The organism is Cupriavidus sp. GW823-FHT07B10 (genome assembly GCF_058794355.1).
The window spans coordinates 269,209-286,024 of sequence record NZ_JBXAGS010000006.1 but is presented as its reverse complement, the minus strand read 5'-3'; the positions used below and the strand labels follow the sequence as shown (position 1 = coordinate 286,024).

19 protein-coding genes are annotated in these 16,816 nt (G+C 67.5%); 14 read left to right on the top strand and 5 right to left on the bottom strand.

Annotated features, from left to right (window positions below):
• Window positions 1-66: 66 nt before the first annotated feature.
• The 13 genes from AC1Q6V_RS15860 to iscX all read left to right on the top strand — a co-directional run bounded on the left by AC1Q6V_RS15860 (window position 67) and on the right by iscX (window position 9,506).
• Entirely contained in the window at window positions 67-288 is a 222-nt protein-coding gene (locus AC1Q6V_RS15860) for a hypothetical protein (RefSeq protein ID WP_010809031.1), read from the top strand.
• Between the two features lie 33 nt (window positions 289-321).
• A complete protein-coding gene (locus AC1Q6V_RS15855) occupies window positions 322-564 on the top strand; it encodes a hypothetical protein (protein WP_010809030.1) in 243 nt (80 codons plus the stop codon).
• Between the two features lie 90 nt (window positions 565-654).
• Window positions 655-1,143: a low molecular weight protein-tyrosine-phosphatase gene (locus AC1Q6V_RS15850; RefSeq protein ID WP_010809029.1), complete on the top strand. Its 489-nt coding sequence runs from the start codon at window positions 655-657 to the stop codon at window positions 1,141-1,143.
• Window positions 1,144-1,230: 87 nt separating this feature from the next.
• Window positions 1,231-3,327 (top strand): site-specific recombinase, encoded by a 2,097-nt coding sequence (locus AC1Q6V_RS15845; protein WP_454749362.1) that lies wholly within the window; start codon window positions 1,231-1,233, stop codon window positions 3,325-3,327.
• 106 nt (window positions 3,328-3,433) lie between these two features.
• The gene (gene iscR / locus AC1Q6V_RS15840) at window positions 3,434-3,988 is read left to right on the top strand and encodes a Fe-S cluster assembly transcriptional regulator IscR (protein WP_011614910.1); all 555 of its coding nucleotides are present in this window, start codon (window positions 3,434-3,436) and stop codon (window positions 3,986-3,988) included.
• A 55-nt stretch (window positions 3,989-4,043) separates the two neighbouring features.
• Window positions 4,044-5,267: an IscS subfamily cysteine desulfurase gene (locus tag AC1Q6V_RS15835; RefSeq protein WP_269446663.1), complete on the top strand. Its 1,224-nt coding sequence runs from the start codon at window positions 4,044-4,046 to the stop codon at window positions 5,265-5,267.
• A 66-nt stretch (window positions 5,268-5,333) separates the two neighbouring features.
• Complete coding sequence (gene iscU, locus AC1Q6V_RS15830; RefSeq protein WP_010809025.1) at window positions 5,334-5,732, top strand: Fe-S cluster assembly scaffold IscU; 399 nt, start codon at window positions 5,334-5,336, stop codon at window positions 5,730-5,732.
• 43 nt (window positions 5,733-5,775) lie between these two features.
• Window positions 5,776-6,096: an iron-sulfur cluster assembly protein IscA gene (gene iscA, locus AC1Q6V_RS15825; RefSeq protein ID WP_010809024.1), complete on the top strand. Its 321-nt coding sequence runs from the start codon at window positions 5,776-5,778 to the stop codon at window positions 6,094-6,096.
• 25 nt (window positions 6,097-6,121) lie between these two features.
• The gene (locus AC1Q6V_RS15820) at window positions 6,122-6,343 is read left to right on the top strand and encodes a DUF3565 domain-containing protein (protein WP_010809023.1); all 222 of its coding nucleotides are present in this window, start codon (window positions 6,122-6,124) and stop codon (window positions 6,341-6,343) included.
• Window positions 6,344-6,406: 63 nt separating this feature from the next.
• Window positions 6,407-6,925, top strand: coding sequence for a Fe-S protein assembly co-chaperone HscB (gene hscB, locus AC1Q6V_RS15815; RefSeq protein ID WP_010809022.1), 519 nt, complete (start codon window positions 6,407-6,409; stop codon window positions 6,923-6,925).
• 109 nt (window positions 6,926-7,034) lie between these two features.
• Entirely contained in the window at window positions 7,035-8,900 is a 1,866-nt protein-coding gene (gene hscA / locus AC1Q6V_RS15810) for a Fe-S protein assembly chaperone HscA (RefSeq protein WP_010809021.1), read from the top strand.
• Window positions 8,901-8,940: 40 nt separating this feature from the next.
• Entirely contained in the window at window positions 8,941-9,279 is a 339-nt protein-coding gene (gene fdx, locus AC1Q6V_RS15805) for an ISC system 2Fe-2S type ferredoxin (RefSeq protein WP_010809020.1), read from the top strand.
• A 32-nt stretch (window positions 9,280-9,311) separates the two neighbouring features.
• Window positions 9,312-9,506 (top strand): Fe-S cluster assembly protein IscX, encoded by a 195-nt coding sequence (gene iscX / locus AC1Q6V_RS15800; RefSeq protein ID WP_010809019.1) that lies wholly within the window; start codon window positions 9,312-9,314, stop codon window positions 9,504-9,506.
• A 76-nt stretch (window positions 9,507-9,582) separates the two neighbouring features.
• Here iscX and AC1Q6V_RS15795 read toward each other — a convergent pair whose 3' ends face one another.
• The 4 genes from AC1Q6V_RS15795 to prfB form a co-directional block, all read right to left on the bottom strand.
• Window positions 9,583-10,329 (bottom strand): glycine zipper 2TM domain-containing protein, encoded by a 747-nt coding sequence (locus tag AC1Q6V_RS15795; RefSeq protein WP_010809018.1) that lies wholly within the window; start codon window positions 10,327-10,329, stop codon window positions 9,583-9,585.
• 250 nt (window positions 10,330-10,579) lie between these two features.
• Complete coding sequence (gene lysS / locus AC1Q6V_RS15790; RefSeq protein ID WP_058696916.1) at window positions 10,580-12,124, bottom strand: lysine--tRNA ligase; 1,545 nt, start codon at window positions 12,122-12,124, stop codon at window positions 10,580-10,582.
• A gap of 63 nt (window positions 12,125-12,187) precedes the next feature.
• On the bottom strand, window positions 12,188-12,946 hold the full coding sequence (locus AC1Q6V_RS15785) for an SDR family oxidoreductase (protein WP_010809016.1): 759 nt from the start codon (window positions 12,944-12,946) through the stop codon (window positions 12,188-12,190).
• Window positions 12,947-13,043: 97 nt separating this feature from the next.
• Window positions 13,044-14,148 (bottom strand): peptide chain release factor 2 gene (gene prfB, locus AC1Q6V_RS15780; protein ID WP_099045607.1). Its coding sequence is split into 2 segments (ribosomal slippage): window positions 13,044-14,066 and window positions 14,068-14,148, totalling 1,104 coding nucleotides; the frame shifts between segments, so codons are not numbered across the junction.
• Window positions 14,149-14,338: 190 nt separating this feature from the next.
• Between prfB and AC1Q6V_RS15775 the strand changes: the two genes are divergently transcribed.
• A complete protein-coding gene (locus AC1Q6V_RS15775) occupies window positions 14,339-15,049 on the top strand; it encodes a peptidoglycan DD-metalloendopeptidase family protein (RefSeq protein WP_010809014.1) in 711 nt (236 codons plus the stop codon).
• A 28-nt stretch (window positions 15,050-15,077) separates the two neighbouring features.
• Here the strand turns inward: AC1Q6V_RS15775 and recJ are convergent, their stop codons facing one another.
• Window positions 15,078-16,775 (bottom strand): single-stranded-DNA-specific exonuclease RecJ, encoded by a 1,698-nt coding sequence (recJ, locus tag AC1Q6V_RS15770; protein WP_454749363.1) that lies wholly within the window; start codon window positions 16,773-16,775, stop codon window positions 15,078-15,080.
• Window positions 16,776-16,816 lie beyond the last annotated feature (41 nt).

The window sequence follows — 16,816 nt, the reverse complement described above, 5'->3', positions numbered from 1 at the left end:
AGTGAAATTCGCGGCGGCGCCGGTCATGAAGGGTGAAAGCGCGAAGGCTGCCGCGAAGGAGGCAAGATGGAACGCCAGTTTGAATACGGCGGCTACGCGGTCGTGGTCAGCGCGGTCCCCAATGCCGCCGGCGGGTTTGCGGCGCAGATGCGCATCGCCGATGCCTTCGGCGAGCCATCCGGCCCCAGCTACGAGGCGATTGCGGGCGACGCGCCCACGCCCGAAGGGGCCATCGCCCTGGCGGAGGCCGGCGCCATGCGCGCGATCGACGCCGGCGAGGTCAACTAGCCAGGCATCACCCATTTTCCGTGGAGAACCACAATGAGCGATATCGGTGAATGGAAGAAGAAGGTCTATGAAACCCACGAGGTGCAGGTCCAGGTCAAACAGCGCTCACAGAGCGAATGGTCCTACACCGTGCGCGTCTGCCGCCCCGGCACCAATATCCGCGCCGCCGGCACGCTGACCGAGACCTCGCGCATCACCGAGCACTACAAATCGCGCGAGGCCGCGGAAGTGGCCGGGTTTGCGCACGGCGAGCGGCTGGCCAAGCAGCTGGCCTGAAGGGCTGCGGGTAGAATTGCGGCTGTCCGGCCGGCGGCCCTGCCGTGTGCCGGTGCGCCCGCCGTTCCACTCCCGCCAAGCCGTGATCCGATGAAGACATACGCCATCCTGATGTGTTGCATGGGGAACATCTGCCGTTCCCCGACGGCGGAGGGCGTGCTGCGCGCCAAGCTGGCTGCGGCGGGGCTGGACGCACTGGTGGAACTGGATTCGGCGGGCACGCATGAATACCACCTGGGCCGCGCGCCCGATCCCCGCACCCAGCGCCACGCGCTGCAGCGCGGCTATGACCTGTCCGCGCTGCGCGCGCGCAAGGTCGGCCTGCCTGACTTCGACCGCTTCGACCTGATCCTGGCGATGGACCGCGAGAACCTGGCCGGCCTGGCGCGGCTGCGCCCCGATGCCGGCGCCAAGCTGCGCCTGCTGATGAGCTTCGCCACCCGCCACGACGCCGACGAGGTGCCGGACCCCTACTACGGCGAAGGCGATGGCTTCGAGCGCGTGCTCGACTACATCGAAGATGCCTGCGACGGCCTGGTGGCCGAGTTGCGCCAGCGCCTGCAAGGCAACGCCGGCTGATCCCGGCGCCCGCTCCATCGTCCTTTCTGCGGCCCGCGCCGCGCCGCCTCCGGCGCCGCGGCCGGCGGACCGATCCCACGAGAATCCATGCTTCGCAAACTGTTCCGCAAATGGCGCGAATCGCGCAATGCAAGCCTGCAGCTCGACGCCATCCTGGCCGCTGCCGATCCTGAGGCGCCGCTGGCCGAGCGCAACGGCTGGCTGATCGAGTTGGGCTTCTGGATCCGCCGCGATGGCGGGCTGGGCGCCGATGCTGACAGCCAGGAACCTGGCACGGACCGCCGCCACCCCGAGCATGTGCGGCTGCGCTACCTGCTGCAGGTGCTGGAGCGGCATCCCGACTGGGCCGGGCGTTTCGCCCTGACGGTGCGCAGCCTGGTGCGCGAGAACGACCCCACCGGACTGTTCTGCGATACCGGCGTGGCCCTGCACCCGGGCTTCGTCAGCGAGATGGTGGGCCGGCTGCAGAACCGCTTCCTGCCGCCGCCGCCCAACCGCAGCGACATGGCGGGGCTGTTTGCGCTGGTGTTCGTCGGGGATGAGGACGCGGAGTGGGTCGAGGCCATCGACGATGGGCTGCTGGCGCGGCTGGCGCGCGTGCTGCAGGCCGGCAGCGCCGGGGGCGAAGTGGCGGGCATGGCGCACTATCGCGATGCGCTGGGCCAGACGCTGGCCACCAGCATCGCGGTGCTGGTCAGCCAGGTGCGCGCCACCGGCCTGAGTCAGGCGATCCGTTCGCGCCTGGCCGGGCGCGTGGAAGAGACACCGTTCTTCCGCCTGGACGAGGCCATCCAGGCCTTGCGTGAAGAGGGCCTGCGCCATGACGACAACAGCTTTGGCCACCGCCTGAACTACTTCCGCGCGCTGCTGGACGGCTGCCATGCCGCGATCCGCCAGGTGTATGAGGACCTGGAAGAAAACGGCGTGTCGGTCGAGGTGGTGTTCCAGATCGAGCGCATGAAGGTGCAGCTCAGCCGCATCGAGCTGCTGCTGGCGGCCTGGGTCGAGCCCCGCCGGCCCGGCATGCATGCGCACCTGGTGGCGGAGCTGATCCGATCGACCCAGGCCCGGCGCAGCATCTCGCACCTGGCCGGCACCTCGTTCGCGCAGCTGGCGCGCAAGGTGGTGGAGCGCTCGGCCGAGACCGGCGAGCACTACATCACGCGCGACCGCAAGGAATACGCCGAGCTGGTGCGCGCCGCGGCCGGCGGCGGCCTGGTCTCGGTCGCCACCGTGTACCTGAAGTTCCTGATCTACGGCCTGCACCTGGACAAGTTCAGTGAAGGGTTGCTGGCCTCGCTCAACTACGCCGGCAGCTTCCTGGCCATCCACTTTGCGCACTTCACGCTGGCGACCAAGCAGCCGGCCATGACCGGGCCGGCGCTGGCGCACCGGCTGGACGGGGCAGGGCGGCCGGAAGGGCGCGAGATATTCGTCGACGACACCATTGCCATGATCCGCTCCAACGCGGCGGCGATCGTCGGCAACCTGGCGGTGGTGTTCCCGGTGGCGCTGGGGATCCAGTGGCTGGCGCACAAACTGCTCGGCGCCAACCTGATCACGCCGGCCAAGGCGATTGCCACCATCGAGTCGTTCTCGATCCTGGGCCCGACGCCGCTCTATGCCGCCTTCACCGGCGTGCTGCTGTGGCTGTCCAGCCTGATTGCCGGCTGGGCCGACAACTGGTTCGCGCTGCATCGCGTGCACGACGTGATGGCCTACAACCGGCGCCTCCAGTACGTGCTGGGTGCGCGCGGCGCCACCCGTCTGGCGGATTTCTGGAAGCGCAACCTGTCGGGCATAGCCGCCAACGTGTCGCTGGGCCTGCTGCTGGGGCTGGGGCCGGAAATCCTGAGCTTCTTCGGGCCCCATATGGAAGTGCGCCATGTGACGCTGTCGACGGGCTCGGTCGGCGCCGCCATCGGCGTGCTGGGGCTGGATGCACTGCGCATGCCGTCGCTGTGGCTGGCGGCGGCGGGCATTGCGCTGATGGGGATGCTGAACGTGGCGGTGAGCTTCGCGCTGGCGTTCAATATGGCGCTGCGGTCACGCAACCTGCGGCGCCTGGACCGCGCCGAACTGAGCGCGGCCGTGCGGCGGCGCATCCTGAAGCACCCGTTGTCGCTGGTGATTCCGCCGCGCACGGCAGGCCCGGAGACGGCCGCGGGCGGGCGCGAAGCGTGATCGGGGCGTGGTGCGCTGCGGCAGGGGTAGTTGACTGATTTAGTCGGGTACCTTTATACTTGACGGAAACGATCAAGTATTAGCTTCACCCCCAGAGCCCTGCACCATGAGACTGACCACCAAAGGCCGCTTCGCGGTCACTGCGATGATCGACCTGGCCATGCGCCAGGACCAGGGACCGGTCACGCTCGCCGGCATCAGCCAGCGGCAAAAGATCTCGCTGTCCTACCTGGAGCAGTTGTTTGGCAAGCTGCGCCGGCACGAGATCGTCGAAAGCGTGCGCGGCCCGGGCGGCGGCTACAGTCTGGCGCGCAAGGCCGAAGACGTCACCGTGGCGGACATCATCATCGCCGTGGACGAGCCCCTGGATGCCACCCAGTGCGGCGGCAAGGGCAATTGTAACGGAGATGACGGCTCCGGGCGCTGCATGACCCATGAACTGTGGGCCACGCTGAACCAGAAGATGGTCGAGTACCTCGACTCCGTTTCCCTCAAGAACCTGGTGGACCAGCAGCGCGAGCGCCAGCCGGCCGTGCTGCACGACATGCGCGAGGACGCCGCGCAGCCGGTCGCGGCCGCTGCGCGCGGCAAGGCCGACAAGCAGGAAAAGCCGGTCCGGGCCAGAATGGTGAATTCAGTTTTCAGCCTGGCGCAGTCCTGAGCGCGCCCAGGCAACGACAGCAAAACAGCGATCAGCGGTCCCTAACAAGGCAGTCATAACGATGAGCACCCCACATTTCCCCATCTACATGGATTACTCGGCCACCACGCCGGTGGACCCGCGCGTGGCGGACAAGATGATTCCGTACCTGCGCGAGCAGTTCGGCAACCCCGCCTCGCGCAGCCACGCGTACGGCTGGGAAGCGGAGCGCGCGGTGGAAGAAGCACGTGAGCAGGTGGCCGCACTGGTCGGCGCCGATCCGCGCGAGATCGTGTGGACCTCGGGTGCGACCGAATCGAACAACCTGGCGATCAAGGGCGCCGCGAACTTCTATTCGGGCAAGGGCAAGCACATCATCACCCTGAAGACCGAGCACAAGGCCGTGCTCGACACCACGCGCGAGCTGGAGCGCCAGGGCTTTGAAGTGACCTACCTGGACGTGAAGGAAAACGGCCTGCTCGACATGGAAGTGTTCAAGCAGGCGCTGCGCCCGGACACCATCCTGGTGTCGGTGATGCTGGTCAACAACGAGATCGGCGTGATCCAGGACGTCGCGCAGATCGGCGAGATCTGCCGCGAGAAGGGCATCATCTTCCATTGCGACGCCGCGCAGGCAACCGGCAAGGTGGCGATCGACCTGGGCAAGCTGAAGTGCGACCTGATGTCGTTCTCGGCCCACAAGACCTACGGCCCCAAGGGCATCGGCGCGCTGTACGTGCGCCGCAAGCCGCGCGTGCGCATCGAGGCGCAGATGCACGGCGGCGGCCATGAGCGCGGCATGCGCTCGGGCACGCTGGCCACGCACCAGATCGTCGGCATGGGCGAAGCCTTCCGCATCGCCCGCGAAGAGATGGCGACCGAGAACGAACGCATCCGCATGCTGCGCGACCGCCTGTGGAACGGCCTGTCGGACATGGAAGAGGTCTACCTGAACGGCGACCTGGAACAGCGCGTGCCGCACAACCTGAATGTCAGCTTCAACTTCGTCGAAGGCGAGTCGCTGATCATGGCGATCAAGGACGTGGCGGTGTCGTCGGGTTCGGCCTGCACCTCGGCCTCGCTGGAGCCGTCGTATGTGCTGCGCGCCCTGGGCCGCAACGACGAACTGGCGCACAGCTCGATCCGCTTCACGGTGGGCCGCTTCACCACCGAGCAGGAGATCGACTACACCATCGAACTGCTCAAGAGCAAGATCGGCAAGCTGCGCGACCTGTCGCCGCTGTGGGAAATGTTCAAGGACGGCGTCGATTTGAATTCGATCCAGTGGGCCGCGCACTGACGCGCCCGCACAGATCATCAGAACAAAACGCAATACCCCCGCAAAGATACGCAAGAGGTAAGCAAAATGTCATACAGCACCAAGGTTCTCGATCACTATGAAAACCCCCGCAACGTCGGTTCGTTCGACAAGAACGACGATGCGGTCGGCACCGGCATGGTCGGTGCGCCGGCCTGCGGCGACGTGATGAAGCTGCAGATCAAGGTCAACGAGGCGGGCGTGATCGAAGACGCCAAGTTCAAGACCTACGGCTGCGGCTCGGCCATTGCCTCGTCCTCGCTCGTGACCGAGTGGGTCAAGGGCAAGACCGTGGACCAGGCGCTGGAGATCAAGAACACCCAGATCGCCGAAGAACTGGCGCTGCCGCCGGTGAAGATCCACTGCTCGATCCTGGCCGAAGACGCGATCAAGGCCGCCGTCGAAGACTACAAGAAGAAGCACGGCGCCGAGCAGAAGGCTGCCTGATTCTGTCGCACTGACCACGGCATCGACGAAGGAAGACGCAACGATGATCACCATGACCGAGAAGGCGGCCAAGCATGTGGCCCGCTACCTGGAACGCCGCGGCAAGGGCGTGGGCCTGCGCCTGGGCGTGAAGACCACCGGCTGCTCGGGCCTGGCCTACAAGCTGGAATACGTCGACGAGCTGCTGCCGGAAGACGCGGTGTTCGAATCGCACGGCATCAAGGTCATCGTCGACGCCAAGAGCCTGCCGTATATCGACGGCACCGAACTCGACTACGCACGTGAAGGGTTGAACGAAGGTTTCCGCTTCAACAACCCCAACGTCAAGGACGAGTGCGGCTGCGGCGAGTCCTTCACGGTCTGAGGCGCGCCAGCGCAAGCAAGCCCCGGTGGAGCGCAGCATCGTCGGGTTCCGCCGGGACGAGGAAGGCCACTGGGTGGCCGAACTCGAATGCGGGCACGGCCAGCATATGCGGCACGACCCGCCATGGCAGTCGCGGCCATGGACGCAAAGCGAGCAGGGCCGCGCCGGCATGATCGGCATGCGGGTGAACTGCCTGAAGTGCGACCGCAACGAACCGCCGGCCGAGTGGGCACGCAAGCCCGCCTGAGCGGCGCCGTGGCGGCAATGGACAAAGGGGCGGCGCGGCCGCTCTTTTTTCTTGGGGAAGCAGTTGAAAGACGATTTTTTTGCGCTGTTCGGCCTGCCGGCGCAGTACGGCGTCGATGACGCCGCGCTGGATGCGGCGTACCGCACCGTGCAGTCGCAGGCGCATCCGGACCGCTTTGCCAAGGCGGGCGACGCCGAGCGCCGCGTGGCCATGCAATGGGCCGCGCATGCCAATGAAGCCTACCGTACGCTGCGCCAGCCGTTGCGGCGCGCGACCTACCTGCTGAAGCTGCGCGGCGTCGATGTGCAGGCCGAGAACAACACGGCCATGACTCCGGCCTTCCTGATGCAGCAGATGGAATGGCGCGAAGCGCTGCAGGAAGCGGTGGAAGAGCGCGCAGTGGACCGGCTCGATGCGCTGCTGCGCGAGCTGCGCCAGGAAAAGCGTGAGCGCCACGAAGCACTGGGCGCGTTGCTGGATTCCGGCGACAACGAGGCGGCTGGCGGCGCGGTGCGGCAACTGATGTTTATCGAGAAGATCGAGCACGATACCAGCGAGGCCATCGACCGGCTGGAACACTGACCGGCACGTTTGCCGGGGCCGTGACACAATGGCGCCCGGCGCGAAAACCGCTCCCCAATGCCACCCGCATGGCGGTTTCCACTGCCGCACAAGACAGCAAAGAAATACCATGGCACTGCTCCAGATTTCCGAACCCGGCATGTCGCCGGCGCCCCACCAACGCCGCCTGGCCGTCGGCATCGACCTCGGCACCACCAATTCGCTGGTGGCCGCGGTGCGCAGCAGCATTCCCGAAGTGCTGGGCGACGAGCGCGGCCGCGCGCTGCTGCCGTCGGTCGTGCGCTACCTGCCGGACCGTACCGCCCATATCGGCTACCGGGCCCAGGAAGAAGCGGTGCGCGACCCCAAGAACACCATCGTCTCGGTCAAGCGCTTCATGGGCCGCGGCCTGCGCGACGTGGCCAATATCGAGCACAGCCCGTATGACTTTGTCGACGCGCCGGGCATGCTGCAGATCAAGACCGCCGCCGGCGTAAAGAGCCCGGTGGAGATCTCGGCCGAGATCCTGGCCACGCTGCGCCAGCGCGCTGAAGACACGCTGGGCGACGACCTGGTCGGCGCCGTCATCACGGTGCCGGCCTACTTCGACGAGGCCCAGCGCCAGGCGACCAAGGACGCCGCGCGCCTGGCCGGCCTGGAAGTGCTGCGCCTGCTCAACGAGCCCACTGCCGCGGCCATTGCCTACGGCCTGGACAATGCCTCGGAAGGCATCTACGCGGTTTACGACCTGGGCGGCGGCACCTTCGATATCTCGGTGCTCAAGCTCACGCAGGGCGTGTTCGAGGTGCTGGCCACCGGCGGCGACTCGGCCCTCGGCGGCGATGACTTCGACCAGCGCCTGCTGTGCTGGATCGTCGAGCAGGCCAGCCTGCAGCCGCTATCGGCGCAGGACATGCGCCTGCTGATGGTGCGTGCGCGCGCGGCCAAGGAAGCGCTGTCGGAAAGCGACAGCACCGTAATCGACGCCGTGCTGGAGTCCGGCGAGATCGTCCACCTGACGCTGACTGTCGAGATCTTCGACCAGGTCACCGCGCACCTGGTGCAGAAGACCCTGGCGCCGGTGCGCAAGGCGCTGCGCGACGCGGGCGTCGCGCCCGACGAGGTCAAGGGCGTGGTGCTGGTCGGCGGCGCCACGCGCATGCCGTCGATCCGCAAGGCCGTGGGCGACTACTTCGGCCAGACCCCGCTGACCAACCTCGACCCGGACCGCGTGGTGGCGCTGGGCGCCGCGATGCAGGCCAACCTGCTGGCCGGCAACCATGCCCCGGGCGAGGACTGGCTGCTGCTCGACGTGATCCCGCTGTCGCTGGGCGTCGAGACCATGGGCGGCCTGGTCGAGAAGATCATCCCGCGCAACAGCACCATCCCGGTGGCGCGCGCGCAGGAATTTACCACCTTCAAGGATGGCCAGACCGCGATGGCGATCCACGTGCTGCAGGGCGAGCGCGAGCTGGCCAGCGACTGCCGCTCGCTGGCGCGCTTCGAGCTGCGCGGCATCCCGCCGATGGTGGCGGGCGCGGCGCGCATCCGCGTGACCTACCAGGTCGATGCCGACGGCCTGCTGTCGGTGACCGCGCGCGAAACGCATTCGGGTGTGGAAGCCTCGGTCACGGTCAAGCCGTCGTACGGCCTGGCCGACGACGATATCGCGCGCATGCTGCAGGAAAGCTTCCGCGAGGCCGAGCACGACATGAAGAGCCGCGCGCTGGCCGAAGAGCGCGTGGAAGCCGACCGGCTGGTCGAGGCCACGCAGCGCGCGCTGGAAACCGATGGCGACCTGCTGTCGGCGGAAGAGCGCACCGCGGTCGAGGCGCTGATGGCTACGGTGCGCGAGATCGCCACCGGCGAAGACCACCACGCCATCCACGCCGCGGTGGAGAAGCTGTCGCACGGTACCGACGAATTCGCCGCCCGCCGCATGGACCGTTCGATCAAGAGCGCGCTGGCCGGGCGCAAGGTGCAGGAGCTGGGCTGATCACCGGGCCCGCACCGACATACAGACATCAGGACACCACATGCCACAGATCGTTGTTTTGCCCCACGTTGAATATTGCCCGGAAGGGACGGTGATCGAAGCCGAGAAGGGCGTCAGCGTCTGCGACGCGCTGCTCTCGCACGGCATCGAGATCGAGCATGCGTGCGAGAAGTCGTGCGCCTGCACCACCTGCCACGTGATCGTGCGCGAGGGCTTCAATTCGCTCAACGAGGCCGAGGAGAAGGAAGAAGACCTGCTCGACAAGGCCTGGGGGCTGGAGCCGAATTCGCGGCTGTCGTGCCAGGCAATCGTCGATGATGAAGACCTGACCATCGAAATCCCGAAGTACACCATCAACCACGCCAAGGAAGGCCACTGAGCGGCCGGCAAATCTCAGCGGAGAACAATCCCATGAAGTGGACCGATACCTACGCCATTGCCGAAGCGCTGTATGACAAGTTCCCGGATGTCGATCCGGCGGGCGTGCGCTTCACTGACCTGCGCCGCTGGGTGCTGGAGCTCGACGGCTTTGCCGACGCGCCCGAGCGCTCGGGCGAGAAGATCCTGGAGGCGATCCAGCAGGCCTGGATCCAGGAAGCCGAATAAGCGACGCAGTATCGGGATGGCGACAAAAGGCCGGCAAATTGCCGGCCTTTTGCTTTGCTGCTGCGCGAGAGCCGGATCAGCCCCGCATCAGCGCGCCGTTCTCCAGGTGCACGCGCTCGCCTGGCTGCACGGCGGGGTCTTTCTCGTAGGTGAAGGTGCGGTGGCTGCCGTCATCCATGCGCACGCGCACTTCATAGTGCGTGTCCTTGCTGACGGTCTTCTCGATCTGGTTGCCGGCCACGCCGCCACCCACGGCACCCACCACGGTGCCGACGATGCGGCCATTGCCCTTGCCGACCTGGTTGCCCAGCAGCCCGCCCACCACGGCCCCGCCGAGCGCGCCCAGGCCGCTGGTGTTGGGCTTCTGGGTCTGGATCGGCGTCACCGAGACGATACGGCCGGCGTAGGGGCTGCCCTTGGCAGCCTGGCGCTCGGTGTCGGCACGCTGGCTGGCGCGCGGCTCGCTGTCGCGCTGCGCGGCCTGGCGTGCCGGGGCGGTGCGTGGCGCGGCTTGCGACGAACCGGTGGCATCCTGGCCGGCCGGGCGCTGCTGGCCGTCGTTGTAGACCGGCGGCCGGGTGGTGCTGCCCGGGGCGGGCGCTGCCGTGACCGGCAGCGGCCCTTGCGGGTCTGCCTGCGCACCGGCCTGCGCCGGCAGGTCAGGGCTGGCCTTGCCGATCGGCAGCACGCCAGTGACGGCGGCGACCGCGGTCAGGCTGGCGATCACCACGGCGACGGCTGCCGCACCGACGAGCGGATGCAGCCGGCGTTGCGGCGGCAGCGGGGCAGGGGTGTTGTCGTTCGGGGTGGCTTGGCTTTGCATTGCTATGGCTCCGGTGCGGCGAAGGCCGCGTTGGGATGGAACCAGTGTGGCCGAAGCGGGTGGGGTTTTCCGTTTGTTTTTGTAAATATATGTAGGCGGAAAATATCTTTTATATCAATGCCTTATGGTTGGTTGGGGCGCATATCACGGGGCCAGGCTGTAACATTCGGCGGCTTGGCATGACATTGGCGGCGCCCCAAGGAAAAAGCCCCACCGATTCGGTGGGGCTTCATCTTGCCAAAGCGCTTGCTCAGTCTTCCCGGCGCAGATGCGGGAACAGGATGACGTCGCGGATATTCGGGCTATCCGTCAGCAGCATCACCAGGCGGTCGATGCCGATGCCGCAGCCGCCCGTCGGGGGCATGCCGTATTCCAGCGCGCGGATGTAGTCGGCGTCGAAGTACATGGCTTCTTCATCGCCGGCGTCCTTCTGCTCGACCTGCTTGCGGAAACGGTCGGCCTGGTCCTCGGCATCGTTCAGCTCCGAGAAGCCGTTGGCGATCTCGCGGCCGGTGATGAACAGTTCAAAGCGCTCGGTGATGCCAGGCACCGTGTCCGAGGCGCGTGCCAGCGGCGAGACCTCGACCGGGTAGTCGACGATGAAGGTCGGCTCCCACAGCTGGCTTTCCGCGGTTTCCTCGAACAGCACCAGTTGCAGCGTGCCCAGGCCGGCGTTGAGGAACTGCGGCGCGTTGGTGTTGACGCCGAACTTCTTCAGCTCGGTGCGCAGGAACCCGGCATCGGCCAGTTGCGCATCGGTGTACTGCGGTGCGAACTTCTGGATCGCCTGGCAGATCGTCAGCCGATGGAACGGCTTGGACAGGTCCAGCTCGCGGTCCTGGTAGGTCAGCACGGCACTGCCGCGCGCATCGATCGCGGCCTTGCGGATCAGGTCCTCGGTGAAGTCCATCAGCCAGCGGTAGTCCGTGTAGGCCGCGTAGAACTCCATCATGGTGAACTCGGGGTTGTGGCGCGGGCTCACCCCTTCGTTGCGGAAGTTGCGGTTGATCTCGAACACACGCTCGAAGCCGCCGACGATCAGGCGCTTCAGGTACAGCTCGGGCGCGATGCGCATGAACATCTGCATGTCCAGCGCATTGTGGTGCGTGATGAAGGGCTTGGCCGCGGCGCCGCCCGGGATCGGGTGCAGCATCGGCGTTTCCACTTCCATGAAGCCGGCATCGGCCATATGGCGGCGCAGCGACGAGATCGCATTGGTGCGGGCGCGGAAGGTGTTGCGTGTTTCCGGCGACACGATCAGGTCGACATAGCGCTGGCGGTACTTCATTTCCTGGTCGGCCAGGCCGTGGAACTTGTCCGGCAGCGGACGCAGCGACTTGGACAGCAGGCGCAGCTCGCGCACCTGCACCGACAGCTCGCCCTTGTTGGTGCGGAACAGTTCGCCGCGGGCGCTGATGATGTCGCCCAGGTCCCAGTGCTTGAAGGCCGCGTAGACCTCTTCGCCGACCTTGTCGCGGGTGATGTAGAACTGGATCTGGCCGCTGCCGTCCTGCACCGTGGCAAAGCTGGCCTTGCCCATCACGCGCTTGAGCATCATGCGCCCGGCGATGGCGACCTCGACCGGCGCGGCCTCGAGCGTGGCCTGCTCGGTCTCGGTGTATTGCGCCTGCAGCGCGGCGGCCTGGTGGGTGGGGCGGAAATCGTTGGGGAAGGGCACGCCTTGCTGGCGCAGCGCGGCCAGTTTCTCGCGCCGCTCCGCGATGATCTTGTTCTCGTCGACGGCGGGAGTATCTGCGGCGGCTGGCTTGGCCTGGGCGCGGTTCGGTTCAGTCATGATGTCTTGTCGGATCGCGCGCGGCGTGCCGCGCGCGGATTCAGATGGCTTGATGGGTGCGGCTTAGTAGTTGCGGAGATCGTCCAGCTCGGTGCTGCCGAAATCCGGGCGGTGCAGGTAGGCGACGATGCGGCCGGCGGTTTCCTCGGCCGACGCCAGCTGTTCATTGGCTTTCAGCTCGCGGAAGCGCTGCACCTGGGCGAAGTCGGCATTGCGGATGGTGGCCTGCATGCCGGTGTCGATCACGCCCGGGGCCAGCGCCACGGCGCGCACGGTGCGCGGGGCTTCGGCCTGGGCGTACTCGGCGTTGACCGAGCGCATGAACATGTCCAGCCCGGCCTTGCCGGCGCAGTAGGCGCTCCAGCCTTCGACCGGGCGGCGCGCCGCGCCGGAGGAGATCGCCAGCACCTTGCGCGGGCAGTCGAACTTCTCGGTGCGCTCCAGGAACGCCGCGGTCATCGTCATCGGCGCCGCCAGGTTGGTCAGCAGGTGCGGCACCAGGGTTTTCTCCTGCAGGCGCGTGACCGGGCCGATCGGTTCGACCACGCCCGCGTTCAGGATCAGCGTGGCGCTGGTCGGCGGGATGTCGAGCGTATCGAGCACGCTGGCGAGCCAGGTTGCGGCGGGGCCGGCCTGCGACAGGTCCTGCAGGTGCCAGGCCACCGGCACGCCGCTCATGGTGGCGATGCGCTCGAGCTCGCTGTTGCGGCTGCGCGCCACGCAGATCAGTCGGTTGCCCGGCACGAGCAGGGCATTGGTCAGTGCCGCGCCCAGCCCGCGCGAGGCGCCGGTGATGATGTAGAGGTGATTGGCTTCGCTCATGGTGCCCCGGTCGGAAAGGCCGCAGCTGCGGCGGTACAGCGATGATCCAGCGATTGCGGTGATGTTGCTGTGCCGCCGCGGGCGGCCCGGTACGGCCTTACAGTCCCTGCTTGAGGCTGGCCTCGATGAACGGGTCCAGGTCGCCGTCCAGCACCTTCTGGGTGTTGGACATTTCCACGTTGGTGCGCAGGTCCTTGATGCGGCTCTGGTCCAGCACGTAGGAGCGGATCTGGTGGCCCCAGCCCACGTCGGTCTTGCCGGCTTCGAGCTTGTCGGCCTCGGCCTGGCGCTTGCGCATCTCGTGCTCGTACAGGCGCGATTTCAGCATCGACATGGCTTCGGCACGGTTGCGGTGCTGTGAGCGGTCGTTCTGGCACTGCACCACGATTCCGGTAGGGATGTGCGTGATCCGCACGGCCGAATCGGTCTTGTTGATGTGCTGGCCGCCCGCCCCCGAGGCGCGGTAGGTGTCCACGCGCAGGTCCGCCGGGTTGACCTCGACCTCGAACGAATCGTCGACCTCGGGGTAGACGAACACCGACGAGAACGAGGTATGGCGCCCGCCCGACGAATCGAACGGCGACTTGCGCACCAGGCGGTGCACGCCGGTTTCAGTACGCAGGTAGCCGAAGGCGTATTCGCCCTCGATCTTGATGGTCGCGCTCTTGATGCCGGCCACGTCGCCCTCGGACTCTTCCAGCACCTCGGCCTTGAAGCCCTTGCGCTCGCAGTACTTCAGGTACTGGCGCAGCAGCATCGAGGCCCAGTCGCACGCTTCGGTGCCGCCAGCGCCGGCCTGGATGTCGATAAAGGCGTTGGCCTGGTCCATCTCGCCCGAGAACATGCGGCGGAATTCCATGCCCGCGACGATCTCCTCGAAGCCCTTGACGTCGGCCTCGATCGCTTCGAGGGTGTCGTCGTCGCCTTCTTCCCTGGCGAGCTCAAACAGCTCTTCGGCGCCGCTGAGGTCGTCGGTGAGCTTGCTGAGCACGCTTACCACGCCCTCGATTGCCTTCTTTTCCTTGCCGAGGTCCTGGGCCCGCTTGGGGTTGTTCCAGACGTCGGGGTCTTCCAGCAAACCGTTGACTTCGTCCAGCCTTCCTACTTTGACATCGTAGTCAAAGATACCCCCGTAGATCTTCCGTTCGCGAACGGAGATCGGAGATGGCACCGGAGATGGCGTTGAGGCGTTCTGCTTCCATGATGTTCCTGCGCTTCGAAAACCTCGAATTATAGCGGATCGGCGCGGCAACCCGGGGCTTCCGGACCGCCTCGGCGGGCCGCGGACCGAACGGATTGGCCGCGGCGCGGTCTATCCGCCGGTGCCGGGCGACGCACGCGGCGATAATACGGGTCGCAAGCCGCCCCCGGCACGACAAAGAACAGGGACGAATGACGCAAACCAGACATGACATCGAACCAGGCCGGCGCCGCGCGCTGGGCCTGCTGCTGGCCGCCGCGGCCGCGGTCGCGGCCGGCTGCGGCACCACGGGCGGTCCCGTGCCGGACGGCTACTACCGCGTCGAGCGCGGCGACACGCTGTATTCGATCGCGCGCAAGCACCGCCGCAGCGTACGCGACCTGACCCGCTGGAACAGCGACATCACCAGCCCCAGCCAGATTGAGGTGGGCCAGCTGATCCGCGTGCGGCCGCCGGGTGGTGCCTCAGGCAGTGCTTCGGCCGGCCAGGCCGTGACCGATACCCCGCGTGTCGACAGCGGCCCGGCCTCCCGGCCGCCCGCCAGCAGCATCCGCCTGCAATGGCCGGCCGACGGGCGCGTCACCGCCGGCTTCGCGCCGCCGGCCAGCAAGGGCCTGAGCATCGCGGTGCCGGCCAACGGCGCGGTGCGCGCCGCCGCCGCCGGGCGCGCCATCCACGTCGGCAACCTGCGCGGCTACGGCATGCTGGTGATCGTCAAGCACAGCGACGACTGGCTGACCGTCTACGGCAACCTGGACCAGCCGCTGGTCACGGAAGGCGCCCAGGTCTCGGCAGGGCAGGACGTGGGCCGCATGGGCGCGAGCCCGAGCGAGCTGCACTTCGAGGTGCGCGGCAACGGCAAGCCAGTGGATCCCGCTGCCTACCTGCCGTCGCGGGGCTGAACGGGGGGCGGAAGCCCCCGGGAGCACGCTACTGCGCGTGTTCGATCACCAGCTGCACGCGGGTGACGCCGTTGAAGGTGTTGTTGTCGAGCCGGTAGGCCACCTGTGCGCTGGCGCCGAGCGAGTCGGCATGGTTGAACCAGATCGCGTCGAAGCGCTGGCTGCCGCGCCCGAGCTGCAGCTTCAGGTGCTTGCCCTTGAGCACGCTCTGGCGCAGCACGTCGAACTCGCCGCAGAAGGTCGGCGCCGGGAAGCCCTGGCCCCATACCTGCTGCTCCAGCAGGGTGACGAATTCCGGGCTGAAGCACTGGTCCTCGATATCGCCATCGGTCTCGATCACGCGCGCCAGCTGGTCGTCGGTCAGCCATTCGCGGCCGACCGCCTCGAAGGCCTCCTGGAACTCGGCAAAACGCTCGGCGCGCACGGTCAGCCCGGCCGCCATGGCGTGGCCGCCGAACTTGAGCAGCATGCCGGGATGGCGCTTGGACACCAGGTCAAGCGCATCGCGCAGGTGGAAGCCGGGGATCGAGCGGCCCGAGCCCTTGACGGTGGTCTCGTCGCCCGGGGCGAAGGTGATGGTGGGGCGGTGGAACTTGTCTTTCAGACGCGACGCCACGATGCCGATCACGCCCTGGTGCCAGGTGTCGTTGAACACGCTGACGGTGAAGCGCGCTGAGGGGTCCGGGCCGGCCAGCGGCTGCTCCAGGATCTGCAGCGCCTCCTGCTGCATGCCGGCCTCGATGTCGCGCCGCTCGCGGTTCATGCTGTCCAGCTCCTGCGCGATCTCCCATGCGCGGTTGGCATCTTCCGTCAGCAGGCATTCAATGCCCAGCGACATGTCCGCCAGCCGGCCGGCCGCGTTCAGGCGCGGACCCAGCCCGAAACCCAGGTCGAAGGTATTGGCGCGCGCCGCCTCGCGCCCGGCGGCGCGGAACAGCGCCGCCACGCCCGGCTGCATCCGTCCTGCGCGCATGCGGCGCAGGCCCTGTGCCACCAGGATGCGGTTGTTGGTATCCAGCTTGACCACGTCGGCCACCGTGCCCAGCGCCACCAGGTCCAGCAGCGTCTGCAGCGGCGGCTGCGTGGCCTGGGTATAGACGCCGCGCTGGCGCAGTTCGGCGCGCAGCGCCAGCAGCACGTAGAACATCACGCCCACGCCCGCCAGGTTCTTGCTGGGGAATTCGCAGCCCGGCTGGTTCGGGTTGACGATCACCGCGGCCTGCGGCAGCTCCGACCCCGGCAGGTGGTGGTCGGTCACCACCACGTCGATGCCCAGCGCATTGGCCGCGGCCACCCCGTCGACGCTGGCGATGCCGTTGTCGACCGTGACGATCACGTCCGGCTGCTGCCTGGCCGCCAGCGCCACGATCTCCGGGGTCAGGCCGTAGCCGTACTCGAAGCGGTTCGGCACGATGTATTCCACCCGCGCGCCCAGCATGCGCAGCCCGCGCACGCCCACCGCGCAGGCGGTGGCGCCGTCGCAGTCATAGTCGGCCACGATCAGCAGGCGCTTGCCGGCGGCGATGGCGTCGGCCAGGTAGGCTGCGGCGTGGCCGATGCCCTTCATGGCCGCGGGCGGCACCAGTTCGGGCAGGTCGGTGGCCAGCTCGGCCGCGCGCGCCACGCCGCGCGCGGCCAGGATGCGCGCCAGCGTGGGGTGCAGGCCGGCGGCCGCCAGCGAGCTGGCGTGTTCGGGAGAGTATTGGCGGATGGCGATCCGGGTCATGGGCGGGGCGGCAGGTGATGTTTCAGTAGGGGCGGCGCGTG